A 15,465-nucleotide genomic window follows, 5' to 3' on the forward strand; every position below is an offset into this window, starting at 1 on the left:
CCCGTACCAGCAGCAGCCCGCCGGGCAGCCGTTCCCGCCGCAGCCGTACGCCCAGCCCGCTGCGCAGCCGTACCCGCCGCAGGCCCACCCGGGTCAGGCGACCGGCGTCGTCCCGAACGGAGCCCGACCGTGACCGCCGCAGTCGGGGTCGCACCGACCCGGATCCCGGTCCCCGCCGGCAGCGGTCGCAGTCCCGTCGTCCGTCTCACCTGGATGCTCGCCCGCCCGGGCGCGCAGAGCCCTGCGACGATCGTGCTCCCGGCGGTCGCGTTCGCCGTGACCACCGCACTCGTGCTCACCGTGCTGGGTGGCGCCCTGATGTTCTGGCGGTGGACCGGTGAGACGGCCTTCATCTACCAGGTGCTCAGTGTGCTGGCACTGGCCCTGCTGCTCGTCCCGCTCGGCTCGCTCGGTGGGGCGGCCGCGCGGCTCTCCGCCCGGCGCCGCGACGACCGACTCGCCACCCTCCGACTCCTCGGCGCGACACCCGGCACGGTCACGGCGATGACCGTTCTCGAATCGGCCGGGGTCGCCCTCCTCGGAGCGTTCGCGGGGATCCTGCTGTACCTCGGCATGCTGCCGCTCGTCGGGTTCATCCCGTTCGGCGGTTCCCCGATCGGGGTCGAGGGCGTCTGGGTCGGTGTCCCGATCATCGCCGCGGTGGTCCTCGGTGTCGTGCTGCTCGCAGCCGCGAGTGCAGCCATCGGTCTCCGCGCGGTGAACGTGAGCCCGCTCGGCGTCCGCACGAAGCAGCAGGCGCCGACCGTGCACTGGCTGCGCATCGTCGTCGGGGTCGTCGTCGTGATCCTCGCCTACGGCATGCTCTCCGTCGTGGCGGGGTTGCAGGAGGTCGCCGTCATGATCGCCGTCCTGGGCGTGGGGTTCGCCGCCGGTGTCGGGGTACTCGGGTTGATCGGCCCCTGGGTCGTCGGGGTGATCGGCCGGGGATCGGCCAAGCGCGCCAAGACGCCGGAGCGGCTCCTCGCTGCCCGCACGATCCTGGAGTCGCCGAAGGCGGCGTGGCGTCAGGTCAGTGGCGTCGCGATGACGAGCTTCGTCGCCGTCGTCGCCGGGACCGGGGTGGCGCTCATGGACGCCGCCGGAGGTTCCGACCTCGACCGTGAGAGCGCCATCCTCATCGACGACATCCGCACCGGCGTGATCATCACGCTCGTCGCGTCGTTCCTCATGGTCGCATGCTCCGTCGGGGTGAACCAGGCGTCGGCGGTCCTCGACCGGCGAGACCTGTACGTCAGCCTCGACCGCCTGGGGGTGCCGCGGGACGTGATGGAACGGGCTCGCGGTCGCGCGGTCATGCTGCCCCTGCGGGTGGTCGCGCTGGGCTCGGCCGGACTGGGCGTCCTCCTCGTCCTGCCGATGGCCAGCATCAGTGTCATCCTCGCCCCGCTGTCGGTCCTCGTCATCGTCGGGTGCTTCGCCGGTGGCATCGGGCTCGTGTGGGCGGCCCTTCGCGCGACCCGTCCAGTCGTCTCCGGGGTGCTCCGAGCGCCCGAGCGCGTCTGACCGCCCGGCCCGCACGACGGGAGCGCCCGTTCCGTCCCCTGCATGACGCGGGGAGGACGGAACGGGCGCTCTCGGTGAGGTCGGGTCAGCCCGTGACGACCGCGATCTCGTTCGGGACGCCGGGCAGTTCACCCGTCGTGATGTCGCCCGACGCGAGATCCACGGCGTGGATCGACTTCGTCGCCGGGTCGGTCACGTAGGCGACACCGTCCTGGACGACGAGCGCCGGGTGGGCGTCCTGCCACTCAGCCGGCGGCTCCCAGGCGTCGATGACCTTGATCGTGTCGGTGACGGCACCCGTCTGCTCGTCGAGGATGTGCAGCGAACCGTCGTTGCCGAGCACGATGACCTCGTCGCTCGGCCCTCGCGCGACGTCGCGCCAGGTGTAGCCGACGCCCTCCGGCAGGTCGACGATCTTCGTCGTCTTCGCGACCGTGTCGGTGAACGCGAGCTGGCGGAGGTCGTAGCCCTCGGCGTCGGGGTCGCTGTTGTAGTCGCCGACCGCGATGGAGGACGTCTCGCTGACGTACTGGTTGCCCGTGCGCCCGTAGGCGTCCGGCGCCTGGATCTTCGTGAAGACGCCGCTGTCGTAGACGAGCACGCCGTCGCTGCAGCCGAACACGACGACCTCGTCCTTGACGGTGCCTTCACCGTGCACCGACGGGCACTGCTCGTTGCGGGCGATCTCGGTGCGCGAGTCGTCGAGCACCCGGACACCGGTCCGGGCGTCCGAGGTGCCGATCGTGGACAGCACGGTGCCGTCCTCGAGCTCGATGGCGACACCGTGGTGCGCGGCCTCCGACGGGATGGTCTCGGTCTCGGGCAGCTCGTCGGTGGCCTCGAGGAGGTCAGCGCTGTCGAAGATCGTCGTGTCGCCGGAGCCGTCGGCGAAGAGGATGGTCTTGTCGGCGTGACGGACGACGTGGCCTGCGGTGTCGGCGGGGAAGACGAGGTCGGTCAGGACCGGGTCGGCCTGCTTCGAGGTGCCGTCCTCGTCCGTCCACGTCCCGGTGTCGAGGACCTGGAAGCCCTTCGTCGTGGTGACGAGCACGTGCCGCCCGTCGCCGGCGGCGTTCACCCGGTTGAACCCGTCGAGGGGGAGGTCGCCGACCACCTCGAGGGAGGCGGCGTCGAGGACGAGGAGGCCGCCGTCGTAGGTCAGGGTGATCCGACTCTGCGGGTCGGCGGAGGTCGACGCAGTCGCGTCGGGCGCGGAGCCGCTCGCGGTCGAGCACCCGGTGAGGAGGAGGGCCGCGGCGGTGCCGACGACGAGGAACGGGACCCGGCCGCGCTTCAGGCGCGATGCCAGGGGACTGCGGTGGTGCTGCTGCATGGTTTCCTATCGGTTCGTGGACGCCCGCTCAGGGCGAGAGTCCGGTGGCGATGCGCTCGGTGTTCGCGCGCATCATGGTGAGGTAGGTGGGGGCGTCGCCCGACTCGGCGGTCAACGACTCGGTGAACAACGGGACGACGGTGACGTCGACGTCCGCCTCGTCGGCGAGCACCTGCACGAGCCGGTCGGGTTGCGAGGAGTCGGCGAAGATCGTCCGGACGCCGGCCTCCTCGATCGCGGTCGACAGTTCGTCGAGGTCCGAGGCGCTGGGGGCCGCGAGCGTGGTGCCGCTCGGGATGACGGCGCCGATGACCTGGAAGTCGTAGCGGGCGGCGAGGTACCCGAACACGTGATGGTTGGTGACGAGCTTCCGCTGCTCGGCCGGGATGGCGGCGAACGCCTCGGCCATCTCGGCGTCGAGCGCCTCGAGCTCGGCCGCGTACGTGGCGGCGTTCGCCTGCAGCTCGGCCGCGTCGAGCGTGGGTATCTCCTCGAGCAACGCCTCGGTGACCCCGTCCACGACCGACGTCATCTGCGTCGGGTCGGTCCAGAAGTGCGGATCGGTCGCGCCCGACGCGGTCTCGAGGACGTCGACGAGCGAGCCGGCCTCGACGATCGGCACCCCCTCGTCGGCCGCGGTCTCCAGGTGCTGGGTGAGTCCCTCCTCGAGTCCCAGGCCGTTCGACACGAGCAGCTGCGCACCGGTGATGCGTGCCGCCTGCCGCGCGGAGATCTCGAAGGAGTGCGGATCGGCGTCGGGCGGCATGAGGGTCATGACCTCGGCCTGGTCACCGACGAGTTCACCGACGACGTCGCCGAGGATGTTCGTGGTCACGACGACGAGCGGGCGGTCGTCGGCGCTCGCCGCACAGCTCGTCAGGCCGGTCCCCAGCACGAGGCCGGTTGCGAGGACCGCGGTCGTGCGCAGGAGGGCGGTCGTGCGGGGGATGGTCGCTCGCATGGTCAGCGTCCCGTCTCGGCGAGGAACGCCGGTGCCGTGTCGAAGGTGAAGGTGCGGGCGATCCGCGCGGCGTCGCCGTAGTCGATCTCGGAGACGGTGCGCGTGCCCGGGGTGTTCAGGTAGGCGCGGTTCTGGTCGACCTCCAGCTGGACGCCCGTGGCGAGGTCGGCTGCACCGACGAGTGCGGCCGCGGTCCCCGTCACGGCGCCGGTGACACCGTCGAGGACGAGGAGGTCGCCGGTCGTCGTGAGGCCGACGACGTGCTGGTCGCGGTCGTCGATGGCGGTGACCAGCTGCAGGGGTGCGGGGGTCGGCAGCAGCGCCCAGCTGCGCTCGCGGGTGTCGAGCAGCCAGGCGCCGGAGGTGCCGGCGACGGCGGCGACCGTCGGACGGCCGGGACGCGCGTGGAAGGACGTCGCGCGGTCGGCGGCGGCGACAGCCTGCGGATAGGGGATCGCCTCGAACGTGGGGACGGGGTCGGCGTCGCTCGAACCACGGTCGACGACGGCGAGGAGCGCGCCCTCCGCGCAGCCGATGACGACGCCGACGTTGGTCGTGATGCTGCCGGCCGGATCGGTGCACCCGGCGAGCACAGCGTCGGCAGCGGTCACAGACGCCGACGAGGGGTCGAGGAGGTCGCCGTCGATGCCATGGAGATGCAGCTTGCCGGTCCCGTCGGTCGCGACGACCGTCTCGCCGATCGGCACGGTGATTCCGGGAGCACCGGGCGAGGTCCGGATCCGACCGGATTGCGTGATGTCGCCCGTGCCGAGTGCGGCGGTGTCGAGGAGGAGTGTCTCGCCCGAATCGGCGAACCGCACGGCGGTGGTCGTCGAACCGGCGGTGATCGTCGCTGGTCCGTCGCCCTCGATCTCGCCGACGACCCGCGCCTCGGCGCGGTAGTAGTGCTGGTGGTCCTCGTGGTCGACCGTCCACACACCCGTGTCGATCATCGTCACGGTGCCGGCGGGCTCGGACTGCGCGGCGACGAACCGGCCGTCGCCCGTGAGCGCCGAGATCGGGCCGAGCTCGGCGAGCGTCGTGCGCTCCTCGCTGAGCAGGTCGGTCAGCTCGACGGTGCCGTCGACGTCGGCGGTCGCGAGGTGCAGTTGCGGCTCGGGGAGCTCGCTCGCGCCCTCGACGTAGCCGTGTCCGCGCGGTTCGTCCGAGGCCGTCGCGGTGGGTGATGCCGACCCCTGCGGCGCGCAGGCGCTGAGTGTCAGTGCGAGGGCGCCGAGAGCGAGCGCGGTGCGTGTGGCGCGGGGGAGCCGCTCGTCGGTCCGGCGGGAGACGCCTGGTCGGATGGTCGGTCGGAGGAGTCGGTGCACGGTGCGCTTTCCAGGTGGGTCGGTTCGGTGAGGTGGTCGTCGGGGTGGTCGAGGTGTCGGTCGGTGGGCCGCCGGAGCCGTCCGACGAGTGCCCGCGCGCCCCACGACACCGTGGCGAGCAGGATCGAGCAGGCGGCGATGGACGCTCCGGCCGCGGTGTCGCCGTACCAGGAAAGGAGCAGGCCGAGCAGTACGGCCAGGCCGCCGAAACCCGTGGCGAGCAGCATGATGAGCGGGATGCGACGCGCCCAGTGGGCCGCGGCGACGGCCGGCCCGAGGAGGAGCGCCACGACGAGCAAGGTGCCGACGGCGCTGTACGAGGCGACGACCGCGAGGGTCACGAGGCCGACGAGCATCGCGTGGGCGAGTCGCGGCCGGAGACCCATGGTCTGGGCGACCCGGCGGTCGAAGGCGAGGGCGACGAACGGGCGGTGGAAGGCGACCGCGACGCCCACGGTGACGAGGAGTGCGATGGCGAGGCCCACCAGGTCCGCGGGCCGGATGGCGAGGATGTCGCCGAAGAGGATCGCCGTGAGGTCCGTGGCGAACGATCTGCTCGACGACACGATGATGACTCCGAGGGCCAGCATGCCGACGAAGAGGAGACCGATCGAAGTGTCGTGGGACAGCCTGCCGCGCCGCGAGACGAGACTGACGCCGGCGGTCATGACGACCGCGCTGACGGCCGCGCCGGCGACCGGCGGCAGGCCGAGGAGTGCCGCGGTGGCGACGCCGGGCAGCATGCCGTGGGCCATCGCCTCCCCGAGGAACGCGAGGCCGCGGAGGACGACCCAGGTGCCGACGACACCGCAGACGGCCGCCACCAGCAGACCGCCGACGAGGGCGCGCAGGAGGAAGGCCGCGGTGAACGGCTCGGTGATCCAGGTCATGGTCGAGCACTCTACATGAAAATGATTCTCAGTATTGATAGGGTGATGACATGCGATCCGCGACGAGCACCCCTCGCCCTCCGATTTCGGCACAGCCCGTCGTGTCCGGCATCCGACTCCACGACGTGTCGGCCGAGTACGACGGCGCGCGCGTCCTGCACGGGATCTCAGTCGAGGTCGGGGCGGCCGCCATCACCGTCGTCACCGGGGCGAACGGAGCGGGGAAGTCGACGTTGCTCGCGGTGATCGCGGGCCTCCACCGACCGACCTCGGGCGGCGTCGACGGCCTCGACGGTCGGTCGGCCGCCTACGTCCCGCAACGCAGCGCCGTGCCTGAGCGCTTCCCGGTCACGGTGCGCGACGTCGCGTCGATGGGACGCTGGCCGACGCTGCGTCGCTGGTGGGGTCGACTCGGGGCTGGGGACCGACGCATCGTCGACGAGAGCCTCGCCCGCCTCGACGTCCTGCACCTCGCCGGGCGCTCCTTCGGCGAGCTGTCGGGCGGGCAGCGCCAGCGGGTCCTCGTCGCGCAGGCGCTCGCGCGTGAGGCCGACCTGCTGCTGCTCGACGAGCCGACCGTCGGCCTCGACCGTGCTGCTGGGCTGGCGATCCGCGAGGTGCTCCGGGCGGAGGCCGACCGTGGCGCGACGGTGGTGGAGGTGACGCATGATCCGGTCGCGGTCGCGGAGGCCGACGCGCGGGTGCACCTCGAGGCGGGATGTCTCGTCGAGGATCCGCGGTGAACCGGCTGGGGATCGCCCGGCGACCCGTCTCCGGCCCCCGGCGCGTTGCTAGAGTTTTCGCATGAGCCAGGCCGAGCAGCAACCCGAACCCACGACCGGCGCCGCTGCGGCGGACGCCCAGGCGGCCACCGAGCGATTGGGCCGCCTGCGGAGCAGCATCGACAACATCGACGCGGCACTCGTCCACCTGCTGGCCGAGCGGTTCAAGTGCACGCAGGAGGTCGGTCGCCTGAAGGCCGAGCACGACATGCCTGCGAGCGACCCGGCGCGCGAACAGCGGCAGATCACCCGTCTTCGGGCGCTCGCCGAGGAGTCGCACCTCGATCCGGCCTTCGCCGAGAAGTGGTTCAACTTCGTCGTCGCCGAGGTCATCCACCACCACGAGCGTCTCGCCAACCAGCACTGATCCTTCGTGTTCCGTTCTGCCAGCGCGGTGCGCTGACGCGAGCGCGGGTCTGTGGCGTGAGCGCGGGTCTCCGGAGGGTCGCGCCCACGCGTGTGGCCCGCGGTCACGCCCGTTCGTGTGCGGTCAGGCCCGTTCGTCCGCGCTCGGCCCGATTCGCGCGCGGTCACGTCGGCGCACCGCGCTGGCACCTCGGGTGAGCCAGGGCAAGGAGTGACGCTTCTTCGGGCGGTGTCCAGCGTCCTGCGCCATCATGAGTCCATGACCTGGAACGCCGACTCCCTGCCCGATCAGACCGGACGCGTCGTCCTCGTCACCGGAGCGAACGCCGGCCTCGGCTTCTGGACGAGCCTCGGGCTCGCGCGAGCGGGCGCGGAGGTCATTCTCGCGTCACGGAGTGCGACGAAGACGCAGGCGGCGATGCGGGCGATCCGGGTGAAGGTGCCCGACGCTCGACTCAGCCACCTCCCCTTCGACACCTCCTCGCTCGACTCGGCGCGTGCGGCGGGCGAGCGACTCGCGGACCTCGACCGTCTCGACGCCCTCGTCGCGAACGCCGGCATGGTGCACATGCCGAAGGAACGGCAGGAGACGGCCGACGGCATCGAGCTGGTCTTCGCGACGAACGTCGTCGGCCACGCCGCCTTGCTCGCCGAGGCCCTGCCGGTGTTGCAGCGCACGGCGGATGCGCACGATTCCGCGCCGCGCGTCGTGCTCCTGGGAAGCCTCTCCACCCTGCTCGTCCGGTTCCACGGCGACGACCTGCAGCTCCGCGACGGGTACAGCGGCTGGCAGGCGTACGCCCAGTCCAAGATCGCCCTCTCGTCGCTCGGCTTCGAGCTCGACCGTCGGCTCGCGGCGTCGCACAGCACCGTCCGGGCACTCGTCGCGCACCCCGGCTACTCGGTCAACGGACTCGACCGTCGCGTCCCCGGCGTCAACGAGCCGACCCGCGGACGTCGCTTCTCCGACACCCTGCAGTCCGTCTACGCGCAGAGCAAGCAGCGGGGTGCCGAGCCGACGCTCCGGGCGATCACCGACGAAGCGGCCGACGGCGGTTGGTTCTTCGGTCCCCGGTGGCTCACGAAGGGCGACGCCGTGCGGCAGACCCCTGCCGCGATCACGACCGACCGGGCCGTCGCGGCGGCGCTCTGGACGGACCTCGAGCGGCTCATCGGCACGCCCATCCTCCCGACCTCCTGAGAACAGACGTCAGCGCTCCGCGCCGGCACGAGCGCGGGGGAATCGGCCCCAGCGCGGTGCGCTCGCGTGACTGCGCCTCAACCGGCGTGACCGCAGGGCATGGCGCTGAGCGCACCCCTCCGGAGACCCGCGCTCGCGCCACAGACCCGCGCTGACGTCAGCGCACCGCGCTGGCGCAACCAGACCTCAGTCGGCGGGGGTCGCCGGCGGCTGCAGGACCCGCAACCACTCCTCGGTCTGCGCGACGTGGGCTGACGCCGCCCCGGCCGCCCCGACGGGGTCGCGCGAGATGATCGCCTCGGTCATCGCCCGGTGTCCGCGGTTGCTGACCCGACGCAGCTCGTCGCCGGCGGGCAGGCTGAAGACGTCGTAGGCACGTGAGCGCGACCGGAAGACCTGCAACAGGGCCGTCAGCGTGGCGTTCCCGGCCGTCCGTGCGATGAGTTCGTGGAACCGGTGGTCCAGTTCGCTCGACTCGGCGGGGTCGGTCGTCCGTTCCATCGCCTCCACGAGTTCGGCGAGTTCGGCGCGCACCTCGTCGCTCGCGCGAGCAGCCGCCTGCGAGGTGGCATGGGTCTCGAGCACCCGCCGCAGCTCGTACATCTGCAGGAGACCGTCGAGGGGGAGGAGGTCGACCGTGAGCGACAGGCTGCCGATGATCTCCTCGGGCCGGAGCATCGACACGTAGGTGCCCGAGCCGTGCCGCGACTCGATGATCCCGAGGGCGGCCAGCATGCGGACGGCCTCCCGCAGGGACCCGCGGGACACGCCGAGTTCGTCGCAGAGCTCGTTCTCGGCCGGGAACCGCTGCCCCGCCACGAGCCGTCCCGACGCGATCATGTGTCGCAGGCCGTGGAACGCGGTGTCGACTGCGGACATGCGGCTCCTCCTCAGGGGTCGTCCCGCCATCGTAGCGGCCCCTCGCCGGTGATCCGCGAGCCGCCGCGTGCCGCGAGACATCCGATGACTCCCCGCTTGAAAGCCAAGTCATCCGATGAGTCGATCCCGAAACGACCTGAGCGATCACTTGTAACACGACAGAAACCCAAGTCATCAAACGTTGCCCCTATGGTTATCGGACAATCCACTGCATAATCGACTCGGAGGAACGTCACTGTGGACACTCGCACCATCGCACGGCCAGCGCCGCTCACGCTCGGCGACGGCCGACCGGCAACGGCCGGGTGGACGCTGGATCCGACCAAGCGTCACATCAACCACGGATCCTTCGGGGCTGTCCCGATCGTCGCGCAGGAGCACCAGCAGGCCCTCCGCCGCGAGATGGAGGCGGCACCCCTCACCTGGTTCCCGGCCCTCCCGGCCAAGGTCGGCGCGGCCCGTGTCGGGATCGCCGACTTCCTCGGGGCCTCGGTCGACCAGCTCGCCATGGTTCCGAACGCGAGCGCCGGGGCGAGCGTCGTCTTCTCCAGCCTCCCCGTGCAGCGCGACCTCGAGATCATCGTCACCGACCACGGCTACGGGGCCGTCACGATGGGTGCCGAGCGCCTCGCGCGACGCTGGGGCGGAACCGTCCGGACCGCCCGCATCCCGCTCGACGCCGACGCGCAGACCGCCCACGACGCCGTCGTCGCCGAGTTCAGCGACCGCACGGCCCTCATCGTGATGGACCAGATCACCTCGCCGACCGCCAGACTCCTGCCGGTCCAACAGATCGCCGCCACGGCCCGTGCCGCCGGCATCCCCACGCTTGTCGACGCCGCCCACGTCCCCGGCCTCTACGCCGACCCCATGCGCGACCTCGACTGCGACTTCTGGGTCGGCAACCTGCACAAGTTCGGGTGCGCCCCGCGCGGTGCGGCCGTCCTCGTCGCCCGCAGCCCGCTCGCGCAGGAGCTCTACCCGCTCATCGACTCCTGGGGTTCGCCGTACCCGTTCCCGCAGCGCTTCGACACCCAGGGCACGGTCGACGTCACGAGCTACCTCGCCGCGGCGACGTCGCTCGGGTTCATCGAGGACGTGTGGGGCTGGTCGGCCGCCAGGGACTACATGACCGAGCTCGCCGACTACGCCGTCGAGGTGGTCGCCGACGCCGTGACCGCCATCACCGGCGAGGACAGCCACGTCGACGTGGGCATGCCCGTCAACGCCCTCCGGCTCGTCAAGCTCCCGACCGGACTCGCGACGACCCACGCTACCGCCGACGGCCTCCGCGACCGCGTCTCCGCCGAGCTCGGTGTCGAGGGCGCGTTCACGAGCCTCGACGGGATCGGCTACGTCCGACTCTCCACCCACGTCTACAACACCCCCGAGGACTTCGAACACTTCGCCGAGCACGCCGTCCCGGTCCTCGCGCGATGGGCCGAGGAGGAGCGCGCGGCCACGAGCTGAGCGCGGAACCGCCCGACCCGACACCACCACACCCGCACCACCGCACCGCACCGGCACCACAGCACCCACCCCCGCAGCACCCCCACCAGCACCACTCAAAGGAGAAGCGAGCATGAGGAAGTCACGCGCAACGGCAGCCATCGGCCTGTCCGTCGTCACCGGCCTCGCCCTGTCGGCCTGTGCCGGCGGCGCGAGCGACGGCACCGTCACCCTGCAGATGGTCGAGAGCCTGACCAACCCCGCCCGGACCGAGGTCCTGAAGTCGCTCATCGCGGACTTCGAGGCCGACAACCCGAAGATCAAGGTCGAGCTCATCTCGCCGCCGACCGATCAGGCCGACCAGAAGATCACCCAGATGCTGCAGTCCGGCTCGGGCGTCGACGTGCTCGAGGTCCGCGACATCACCGTCGGCCCGTTCTCCACCAACGGCTGGCTCGACGACATGAGCGGCGAGCTCGAGGACTGGAAGGGCTGGGACGACCTCACCGACAACGCGACGAAGTACGCGAAGGGCGAGGACGGCAAGGTCTACTACGTGCCCTACGGCTTCTACGGGCTGAGCCTGTTCTACCGCACCGACCTCATCAAGGAGGCCGGCTTCGACGGGCCCCCGACGAGCTGGGACGACCTCCTCGAGCAGGCCTCGGCGATCCAGGACCCCTCGAAGAACCAGTTCGGCTACGCCTTCCGGGGCGGCACCAACGCGAACAGCAACGTCGTCGCGGCCATCGAGGCCTACGTCGCCGACGACCTCGACACCGAGAACGCGTTCAAGCTGACGAACGGCGACACGATCTTCTCCGCACCGGAGGCGCTCGACGCCGTCAACACCTACTTCGACCTCTTCAAGGAGGCCTCGCCGCCATCGTCCGTCGCGTGGGGCTACCCCGAGATGGTCGAAGGCTTCTCGAACGGTTCGACCGCGTTCCTCCTGCAGGACCCGGAGGTCATCGCGACCGTCGAGCAGTCCGAGGCGATCACGGCCGAGCAGTGGAGCACCGCTCCGCTGTTGACCGGCCCGACCGGCAAGGCCGCACAGCCCATGGCGACCGCGGGCTGGGGCACGGCGGCGTCGAGCGAGCACAAGGCCGAGGCCGCGAAGCTCATCGAGTTCCTCTCCGAGGACAAGCAGGCCACCACCTTCGCCCAGGAGAACAGCCTCGTCCCGATCGTCAAGAGCGCGGCGGACAGCGACTTCTACAAGACCGGCCCGTGGGCCAGCTACGTCACGATGAACGAGAACCCGGACACCTACCTGAGCGTCACGCAGCCGCGCGGCTCCTCCTGGTGGACCGAGTGGATCCAGAAGTCCGACTCGGAGATCCAGCAGGTCCTCATCGGCCAGCTGACGCCGGAGAAGCTCCTCGCGGGCTGGGACGAGTACTGGACCGAGAAGTGGAAGAGCGAGTAACCGTCCATGACGACCACCACTGACGAAGCGGGTCGCACGCAGCAGCGTGCGACCCCGACACCCCCGGCCGGTCCCTCGCGGACCGCCGGTGGGCGTCGGCGGCGCACCTTCACGGTGCGCCGCGGCTTCGGCCTCCTCGCCTTCCTCGCCCCCGCGTTCATCTTCGTGGCGATCTTCATCTACTACCCGATGATCGCCGGCTCCCAGATGGCGTTCCGCAACTGGAACCTCGCCAACCTCACCGACACCTCCTGGGTGGGATTCGCCAACTTCCTGGCCGTCTTCGCCGACCCCGCCTTCGGCAAGGTCGTCGCGAACACCGTGCTCTGGGTGGTGGCCTCGATCGTCCCGCAGTTCGTCATCGGCTTCGGCATCGCCCTGTGGCTGCGCCGGAAGTTCCGGTTCCGCGGCCTCTACCAGGCGATGATCTTCTTCCCGTGGGCCATCTCGGGCTTCCTCATCGGCATCCTGTTCCGCTGGATGTTCAACAGCGAGTTCGGCGTGATCAACGACCTGCTCCAGAAGGTGGGGCTGATCGACACCCCGATCCCGTGGCTGGCGGACCCGAACACCGCGATGTTCGCCGTCATCGTCGCGAACGTCTGGTACGGCGTCACGTTCTTCGCGATCATGATCCTCGCCGCCCTGCAGTCGGTGCCGGAGGACCTCTTCGAGGCCGCAGCGCTCGATGGCGCGGGCAAGGCGCGCATGCTCTTCCAGATCACGATCCCGTACATCCGCACGACGCTCGCCCTCACGGTGCTGCTCCGGGTCATCTGGATCTTCAACTTCCCCGACATCATCTACGGCATGACGGGCGGTGGTCCGGCGAACCAGACCCACATCCTGACGACCTGGATGATCGCGACCACCCAGCGCGGAGACTACGGCCGGGCCTCCGCGATCGGCCTCATCGTCGTCGCGATCCTGCTGGTGTTCACCGCGTTCTACCTGCTGTCCATGCGTGAGAAGAAGGTGAAGGCATGATCGACCAGGAGACCCGGACCGCGAAGGTCGTCAAGTTCCTCTTCCTCGGGCTCTGGCTCGTCATCACGGTGTTCCCGCTGTACTGGATCGTCGTCACCTCGTTCAAGAAGCCGGGCGCGATCTTCTCCTACCCGCTGACGTACTGGCCGGAGGTGTTCTCGGTCGAGAACTACCTCGGCCTGTTCAGCAAGGCGCAGTTCGGCACCTACGTCGTCAACAGCCTCATCGTGGCGACGATCGCAGCCGTCGTGGCGACGTTCATCTCGATGCTGTCGGCGTACGTGCTGGCGCGGTTCGAGTTCCGGAGCAAGGGGGCGATCCTGCTGGCGTTCCTCGCCACGCAGATGATCCCGTCGTTCATCGCGCTCGGCCCGCTCTACCTGCTGATGACGCAGCTCAAGCTCGTCGACAACCGGTTCGGTCTCATCCTCATCTACATCGCGGTGTGCATCCCGTTCTGCACCGTCATGCTGCGTGGATTCTTCGAGAACATCCCCGACGCCCTCGAGGAGGCGGCCATGATCGACGGCTGCTCGCGGTTCGGCGCGCTCTTCCGGGTGCTCGTCCCGGTGCTGAAGCCCGGGATCGTGGCGGCGTTCATCTTCAACTTCGTGAACTGTTGGAACGAGCTGTTCCTCTCGGTGACGCTCATCAACAGTGACGCGAACAAGACGATCCCGACGGCGCTCAACGGCTTCATCACGAGCTACAACATCGACTGGGGCTCCATGTCGGCGGCCGCCGTGCTGACGATCATCCCGACGATGGTGCTGTTCGCGTTCGCGAGCCGGTACATCGTGCAGGGCCTGACCGCGGGAGCGGTGAAGGGCTGAGCCCTCTCATTCGCCCAAAAATGGGCGAGCCGACGCCCGTTCGCCCATTCCTGGGCGAGCGGGCGTCGTCATGAGCAGCCGTCCGGTGAACCTGTAAGCCAGCTGATAGTTCGATCGGCTAGCGACCGACAGGTGGAAGATGAACCATGTTCGGTTCGAAGCAGACGACGAGGTCACTCCGCTATGCCCGCTACGGCGGGCCCGACGTACTCGAGTTCATCGAGTCCGAGATGCCGCATCCACGATGGGGCGAGGTCGTGGTCGACGTCCTCGCGAGCGGCATCAACCACATCGAGGCGTTCGTCCGCGAGGGGCACCTCGCCGAGACGGTGCCGATCGAGCTGCCGACCGGGCAGGGGAGCGACTTCGCCGGATTGGTCCGCGAGGTCGGAACCGGTGTCGAGGGCTGGAAGCGGGGCGACGAGGTGATCGGTCACGCCGTCCGTGGCGCGCACGCCACCCAGGTCGTCGTCCCGGCGTCATCCCTCGTCCGCAAGCCGAAGCGCGTGAGCTGGGAGGAGGCCGGCGGGCTCTACCTCGCTGGACTGACGGCGCTCGACACGCTCGACGGGCTGCACCTCAAGCAGGGTGACACCCTCGTCATCTCGGCGGCGGCCGGTGGCGTCGGGAACATCGAGGCGCAACTGGCGAAGTTCGCGGGCGTCCGGGTCATCGGCACATGCGGTGAGCGCAATCACGACTTCCTCCGTGAACAGGGCGTCAAGCCGGTCGTCTACGGCGAGGGCATGGCCGATCGGATCCGGAAGCTCGCGCCAGAGGGCGTGACGGCGTTCATCGACAACTTCGGTCAGGACGGCCAGGAGCTCGCCTTCGAACTCGGCGTCCCGCCGGAGAAGTACCGGTCGAGCGAGGATCGGAAGGCCATCGAGCTCGCCGCGCTGGAGCCGGACGAGGAGTTCTCGGCGCACGCCACGAAGCAGCTGCAACGTCTCGCGGAGTACGCCGCCGACCACGCGTTGAAGGTCGTCGTCTCGGCGTTCTACCCGTTCGACCTGATCATCGACGCGTTCGAGGATCTCGAGCGGCTGCATGCGCGGGGCAAGATCATCGTCGGTATGCGCCCTGCGAACCCGGAGCGCATCGTCAAGCAGCGAGACCTGCACGACGCCCGACCCTGACGACGGTCAGCGCGGTGCGCTGACCCGAGACGTCGGGTTCCGGCGCCAGCGCGGTGCGCTGACCCGAGATGGTCTGTTCCGGCGCGGGCGCGGGTCCGGGGCGTGAGCGCGACCCTCCGGAGACCCGCGCTCGCGCGTGTGGGGTGCGCTCGCGTCAGCGCACCGCGCTGGCGACCGGGCAGGGAGGGCGGGGCTAGTTGAAGATGAAGCCGAGGACGGTCGCGCCGCCTCCACCGAGGACGAGCGCGACGACGAGGACCCAGGCGATGAGCCGCTGACGACGCTTGCGCTGCTCGCCCCATTCGGCCAGTTCCCGGTCTTCGCTGCTGCTCATCACCCCAGCCTACCGGCGAGGTTCTCG

At 70.1% G+C, this 15,465-nt stretch carries 15 protein-coding genes; 9 read left to right on the forward strand and 6 right to left on the reverse strand.

The window, feature by feature from the left end; all coding sequences use genetic code 11:
- The first annotated feature begins 129 nt into the window (after positions 1-129).
- Positions 130-1,524 (forward strand): FtsX-like permease family protein, encoded by a 1,395-nt coding sequence (locus IFT89_RS09410; protein ID WP_307783487.1) that lies wholly within the window; start codon positions 130-132, stop codon positions 1,522-1,524.
- Between the two features lie 85 nt (positions 1,525-1,609).
- On the opposite strand, the gene aztD is transcribed toward IFT89_RS09410, so the two are convergent.
- From aztD to aztB, 4 genes are read right to left on the reverse strand one after another with little or no spacing between them, the layout of a single operon-like run.
- Positions 1,610-2,857, reverse strand: coding sequence for a zinc metallochaperone AztD (aztD, locus tag IFT89_RS09415; RefSeq protein ID WP_244631727.1), 1,248 nt, complete (start codon positions 2,855-2,857; stop codon positions 1,610-1,612).
- A gap of 28 nt (positions 2,858-2,885) precedes the next feature.
- On the reverse strand, positions 2,886-3,818 hold the full coding sequence (gene aztC / locus IFT89_RS09420) for a zinc ABC transporter substrate-binding protein AztC (protein WP_194643810.1): 933 nt from the start codon (positions 3,816-3,818) through the stop codon (positions 2,886-2,888).
- Between the two features lie 2 nt (positions 3,819-3,820).
- Positions 3,821-5,146, reverse strand: coding sequence for a hypothetical protein (locus IFT89_RS09425; protein WP_307783488.1), 1,326 nt, complete (start codon positions 5,144-5,146; stop codon positions 3,821-3,823).
- Positions 5,038-6,036 carry a zinc ABC transporter permease AztB gene (gene aztB / locus IFT89_RS09430; RefSeq protein ID WP_202938811.1) on the reverse strand — a complete coding sequence of 333 codons (999 nt, stop codon included), beginning with the start codon at positions 6,034-6,036 and terminating at the stop codon, positions 5,038-5,040. The genes IFT89_RS09425 and aztB overlap by 109 nt, the downstream gene beginning before the upstream one ends.
- Before the next feature lie 50 nt (positions 6,037-6,086).
- Between aztB and aztA the strand changes: the two genes are divergently transcribed.
- The 3 genes from aztA (at position 6,087) to IFT89_RS09445 (ending at position 8,385) form a co-directional block, all read left to right on the forward strand.
- Positions 6,087-6,779 (forward strand): zinc ABC transporter ATP-binding protein AztA, encoded by a 693-nt coding sequence (gene aztA / locus IFT89_RS09435; RefSeq protein WP_202938812.1) that lies wholly within the window; start codon positions 6,087-6,089, stop codon positions 6,777-6,779.
- Positions 6,780-6,840: 61 nt separating this feature from the next.
- Positions 6,841-7,185 carry a chorismate mutase gene (locus IFT89_RS09440; RefSeq protein WP_064296108.1) on the forward strand — a complete coding sequence of 115 codons (345 nt, stop codon included), beginning with the start codon at positions 6,841-6,843 and terminating at the stop codon, positions 7,183-7,185.
- A gap of 258 nt (positions 7,186-7,443) precedes the next feature.
- The gene (locus IFT89_RS09445; RefSeq protein ID WP_202938813.1) at positions 7,444-8,385 is read left to right on the forward strand and encodes an SDR family NAD(P)-dependent oxidoreductase; all 942 of its coding nucleotides are present in this window, start codon (positions 7,444-7,446) and stop codon (positions 8,383-8,385) included.
- Between the two features lie 186 nt (positions 8,386-8,571).
- Here the strand turns inward: IFT89_RS09445 and IFT89_RS09450 are convergent, their stop codons facing one another.
- Complete coding sequence (locus tag IFT89_RS09450; protein ID WP_071262252.1) at positions 8,572-9,264, reverse strand: FadR/GntR family transcriptional regulator; 693 nt, start codon at positions 9,262-9,264, stop codon at positions 8,572-8,574.
- Positions 9,265-9,501: 237 nt separating this feature from the next.
- Here IFT89_RS09450 and IFT89_RS09455 point away from each other — a divergent pair, with 237 nt between their 5' ends.
- The 5 genes from IFT89_RS09455 to IFT89_RS09475 all read left to right on the forward strand — a co-directional run bounded on the left by IFT89_RS09455 (position 9,502) and on the right by IFT89_RS09475 (position 15,104).
- Entirely contained in the window at positions 9,502-10,734 is a 1,233-nt protein-coding gene (locus IFT89_RS09455) for an aminotransferase class V-fold PLP-dependent enzyme (protein ID WP_191940453.1), read from the forward strand.
- A gap of 112 nt (positions 10,735-10,846) precedes the next feature.
- Entirely contained in the window at positions 10,847-12,145 is a 1,299-nt protein-coding gene (locus IFT89_RS09460) for an ABC transporter substrate-binding protein (protein WP_064294151.1), read from the forward strand.
- A 6-nt stretch (positions 12,146-12,151) separates the two neighbouring features.
- Entirely contained in the window at positions 12,152-13,132 is a 981-nt protein-coding gene (locus IFT89_RS09465; RefSeq protein WP_079705023.1) for a carbohydrate ABC transporter permease, read from the forward strand.
- Complete coding sequence (locus tag IFT89_RS09470) at positions 13,129-13,965, forward strand: carbohydrate ABC transporter permease (protein ID WP_192004504.1); 837 nt, start codon at positions 13,129-13,131, stop codon at positions 13,963-13,965. The genes IFT89_RS09465 and IFT89_RS09470 overlap by 4 nt, the downstream gene beginning before the upstream one ends.
- Before the next feature lie 146 nt (positions 13,966-14,111).
- Positions 14,112-15,104 (forward strand): NADP-dependent oxidoreductase, encoded by a 993-nt coding sequence (locus IFT89_RS09475; RefSeq protein WP_086474668.1) that lies wholly within the window; start codon positions 14,112-14,114, stop codon positions 15,102-15,104.
- Positions 15,105-15,297: 193 nt separating this feature from the next.
- Here the strand turns inward: IFT89_RS09475 and IFT89_RS09480 are convergent, their stop codons facing one another.
- Entirely contained in the window at positions 15,298-15,438 is a 141-nt protein-coding gene (locus IFT89_RS09480; RefSeq protein WP_162852291.1) for a hypothetical protein, read from the reverse strand.
- Positions 15,439-15,465 lie beyond the last annotated feature (27 nt).

The organism is Plantibacter sp. CFBP 13570 (assembly GCF_014841395.1).
GTDB lineage: Bacteria > Actinomycetota > Actinomycetes > Actinomycetales > Microbacteriaceae > Plantibacter > Plantibacter auratus.

Excerpts from the sequence above, each read along its gene's own strand:
- aztD (WP_244631727.1), bottom strand. The coding sequence starts at position 2,857 with ATGCAGCAGCACCACCGCAGTCCCCTGGCATCGCGCCTGAAGCGCGGC.
- aztC (WP_194643810.1), bottom strand. The coding sequence starts at position 3,818 with ATGCGAGCGACCATCCCCCGCACGACCGCCCTCCTGCGCACGACCGCG.
- aztB (WP_202938811.1), bottom strand. The coding sequence starts at position 6,036 with ATGACCTGGATCACCGAGCCGTTCACCGCGGCCTTCCTCCTGCGCGCC.
- aztA (WP_202938812.1), top strand. The coding sequence starts at position 6,087 with ATGCGATCCGCGACGAGCACCCCTCGCCCTCCGATTTCGGCACAGCCC.
- IFT89_RS09440 (WP_064296108.1), top strand. The coding sequence starts at position 6,841 with ATGAGCCAGGCCGAGCAGCAACCCGAACCCACGACCGGCGCCGCTGCG.
- IFT89_RS09445 (WP_202938813.1), top strand. The coding sequence starts at position 7,444 with ATGACCTGGAACGCCGACTCCCTGCCCGATCAGACCGGACGCGTCGTC.
- IFT89_RS09450 (WP_071262252.1), bottom strand. The coding sequence starts at position 9,264 with ATGTCCGCAGTCGACACCGCGTTCCACGGCCTGCGACACATGATCGCG.
- IFT89_RS09460 (WP_064294151.1), top strand. The coding sequence starts at position 10,847 with ATGAGGAAGTCACGCGCAACGGCAGCCATCGGCCTGTCCGTCGTCACC.
- IFT89_RS09465 (WP_079705023.1), top strand. The coding sequence starts at position 12,152 with ATGACGACCACCACTGACGAAGCGGGTCGCACGCAGCAGCGTGCGACC.
- IFT89_RS09470 (WP_192004504.1), top strand. The coding sequence starts at position 13,129 with ATGATCGACCAGGAGACCCGGACCGCGAAGGTCGTCAAGTTCCTCTTC.
- IFT89_RS09475 (WP_086474668.1), top strand. The coding sequence starts at position 14,112 with ATGTTCGGTTCGAAGCAGACGACGAGGTCACTCCGCTATGCCCGCTAC.
- IFT89_RS09480 (WP_162852291.1), bottom strand. The coding sequence starts at position 15,438 with ATGAGCAGCAGCGAAGACCGGGAACTGGCCGAATGGGGCGAGCAGCGC.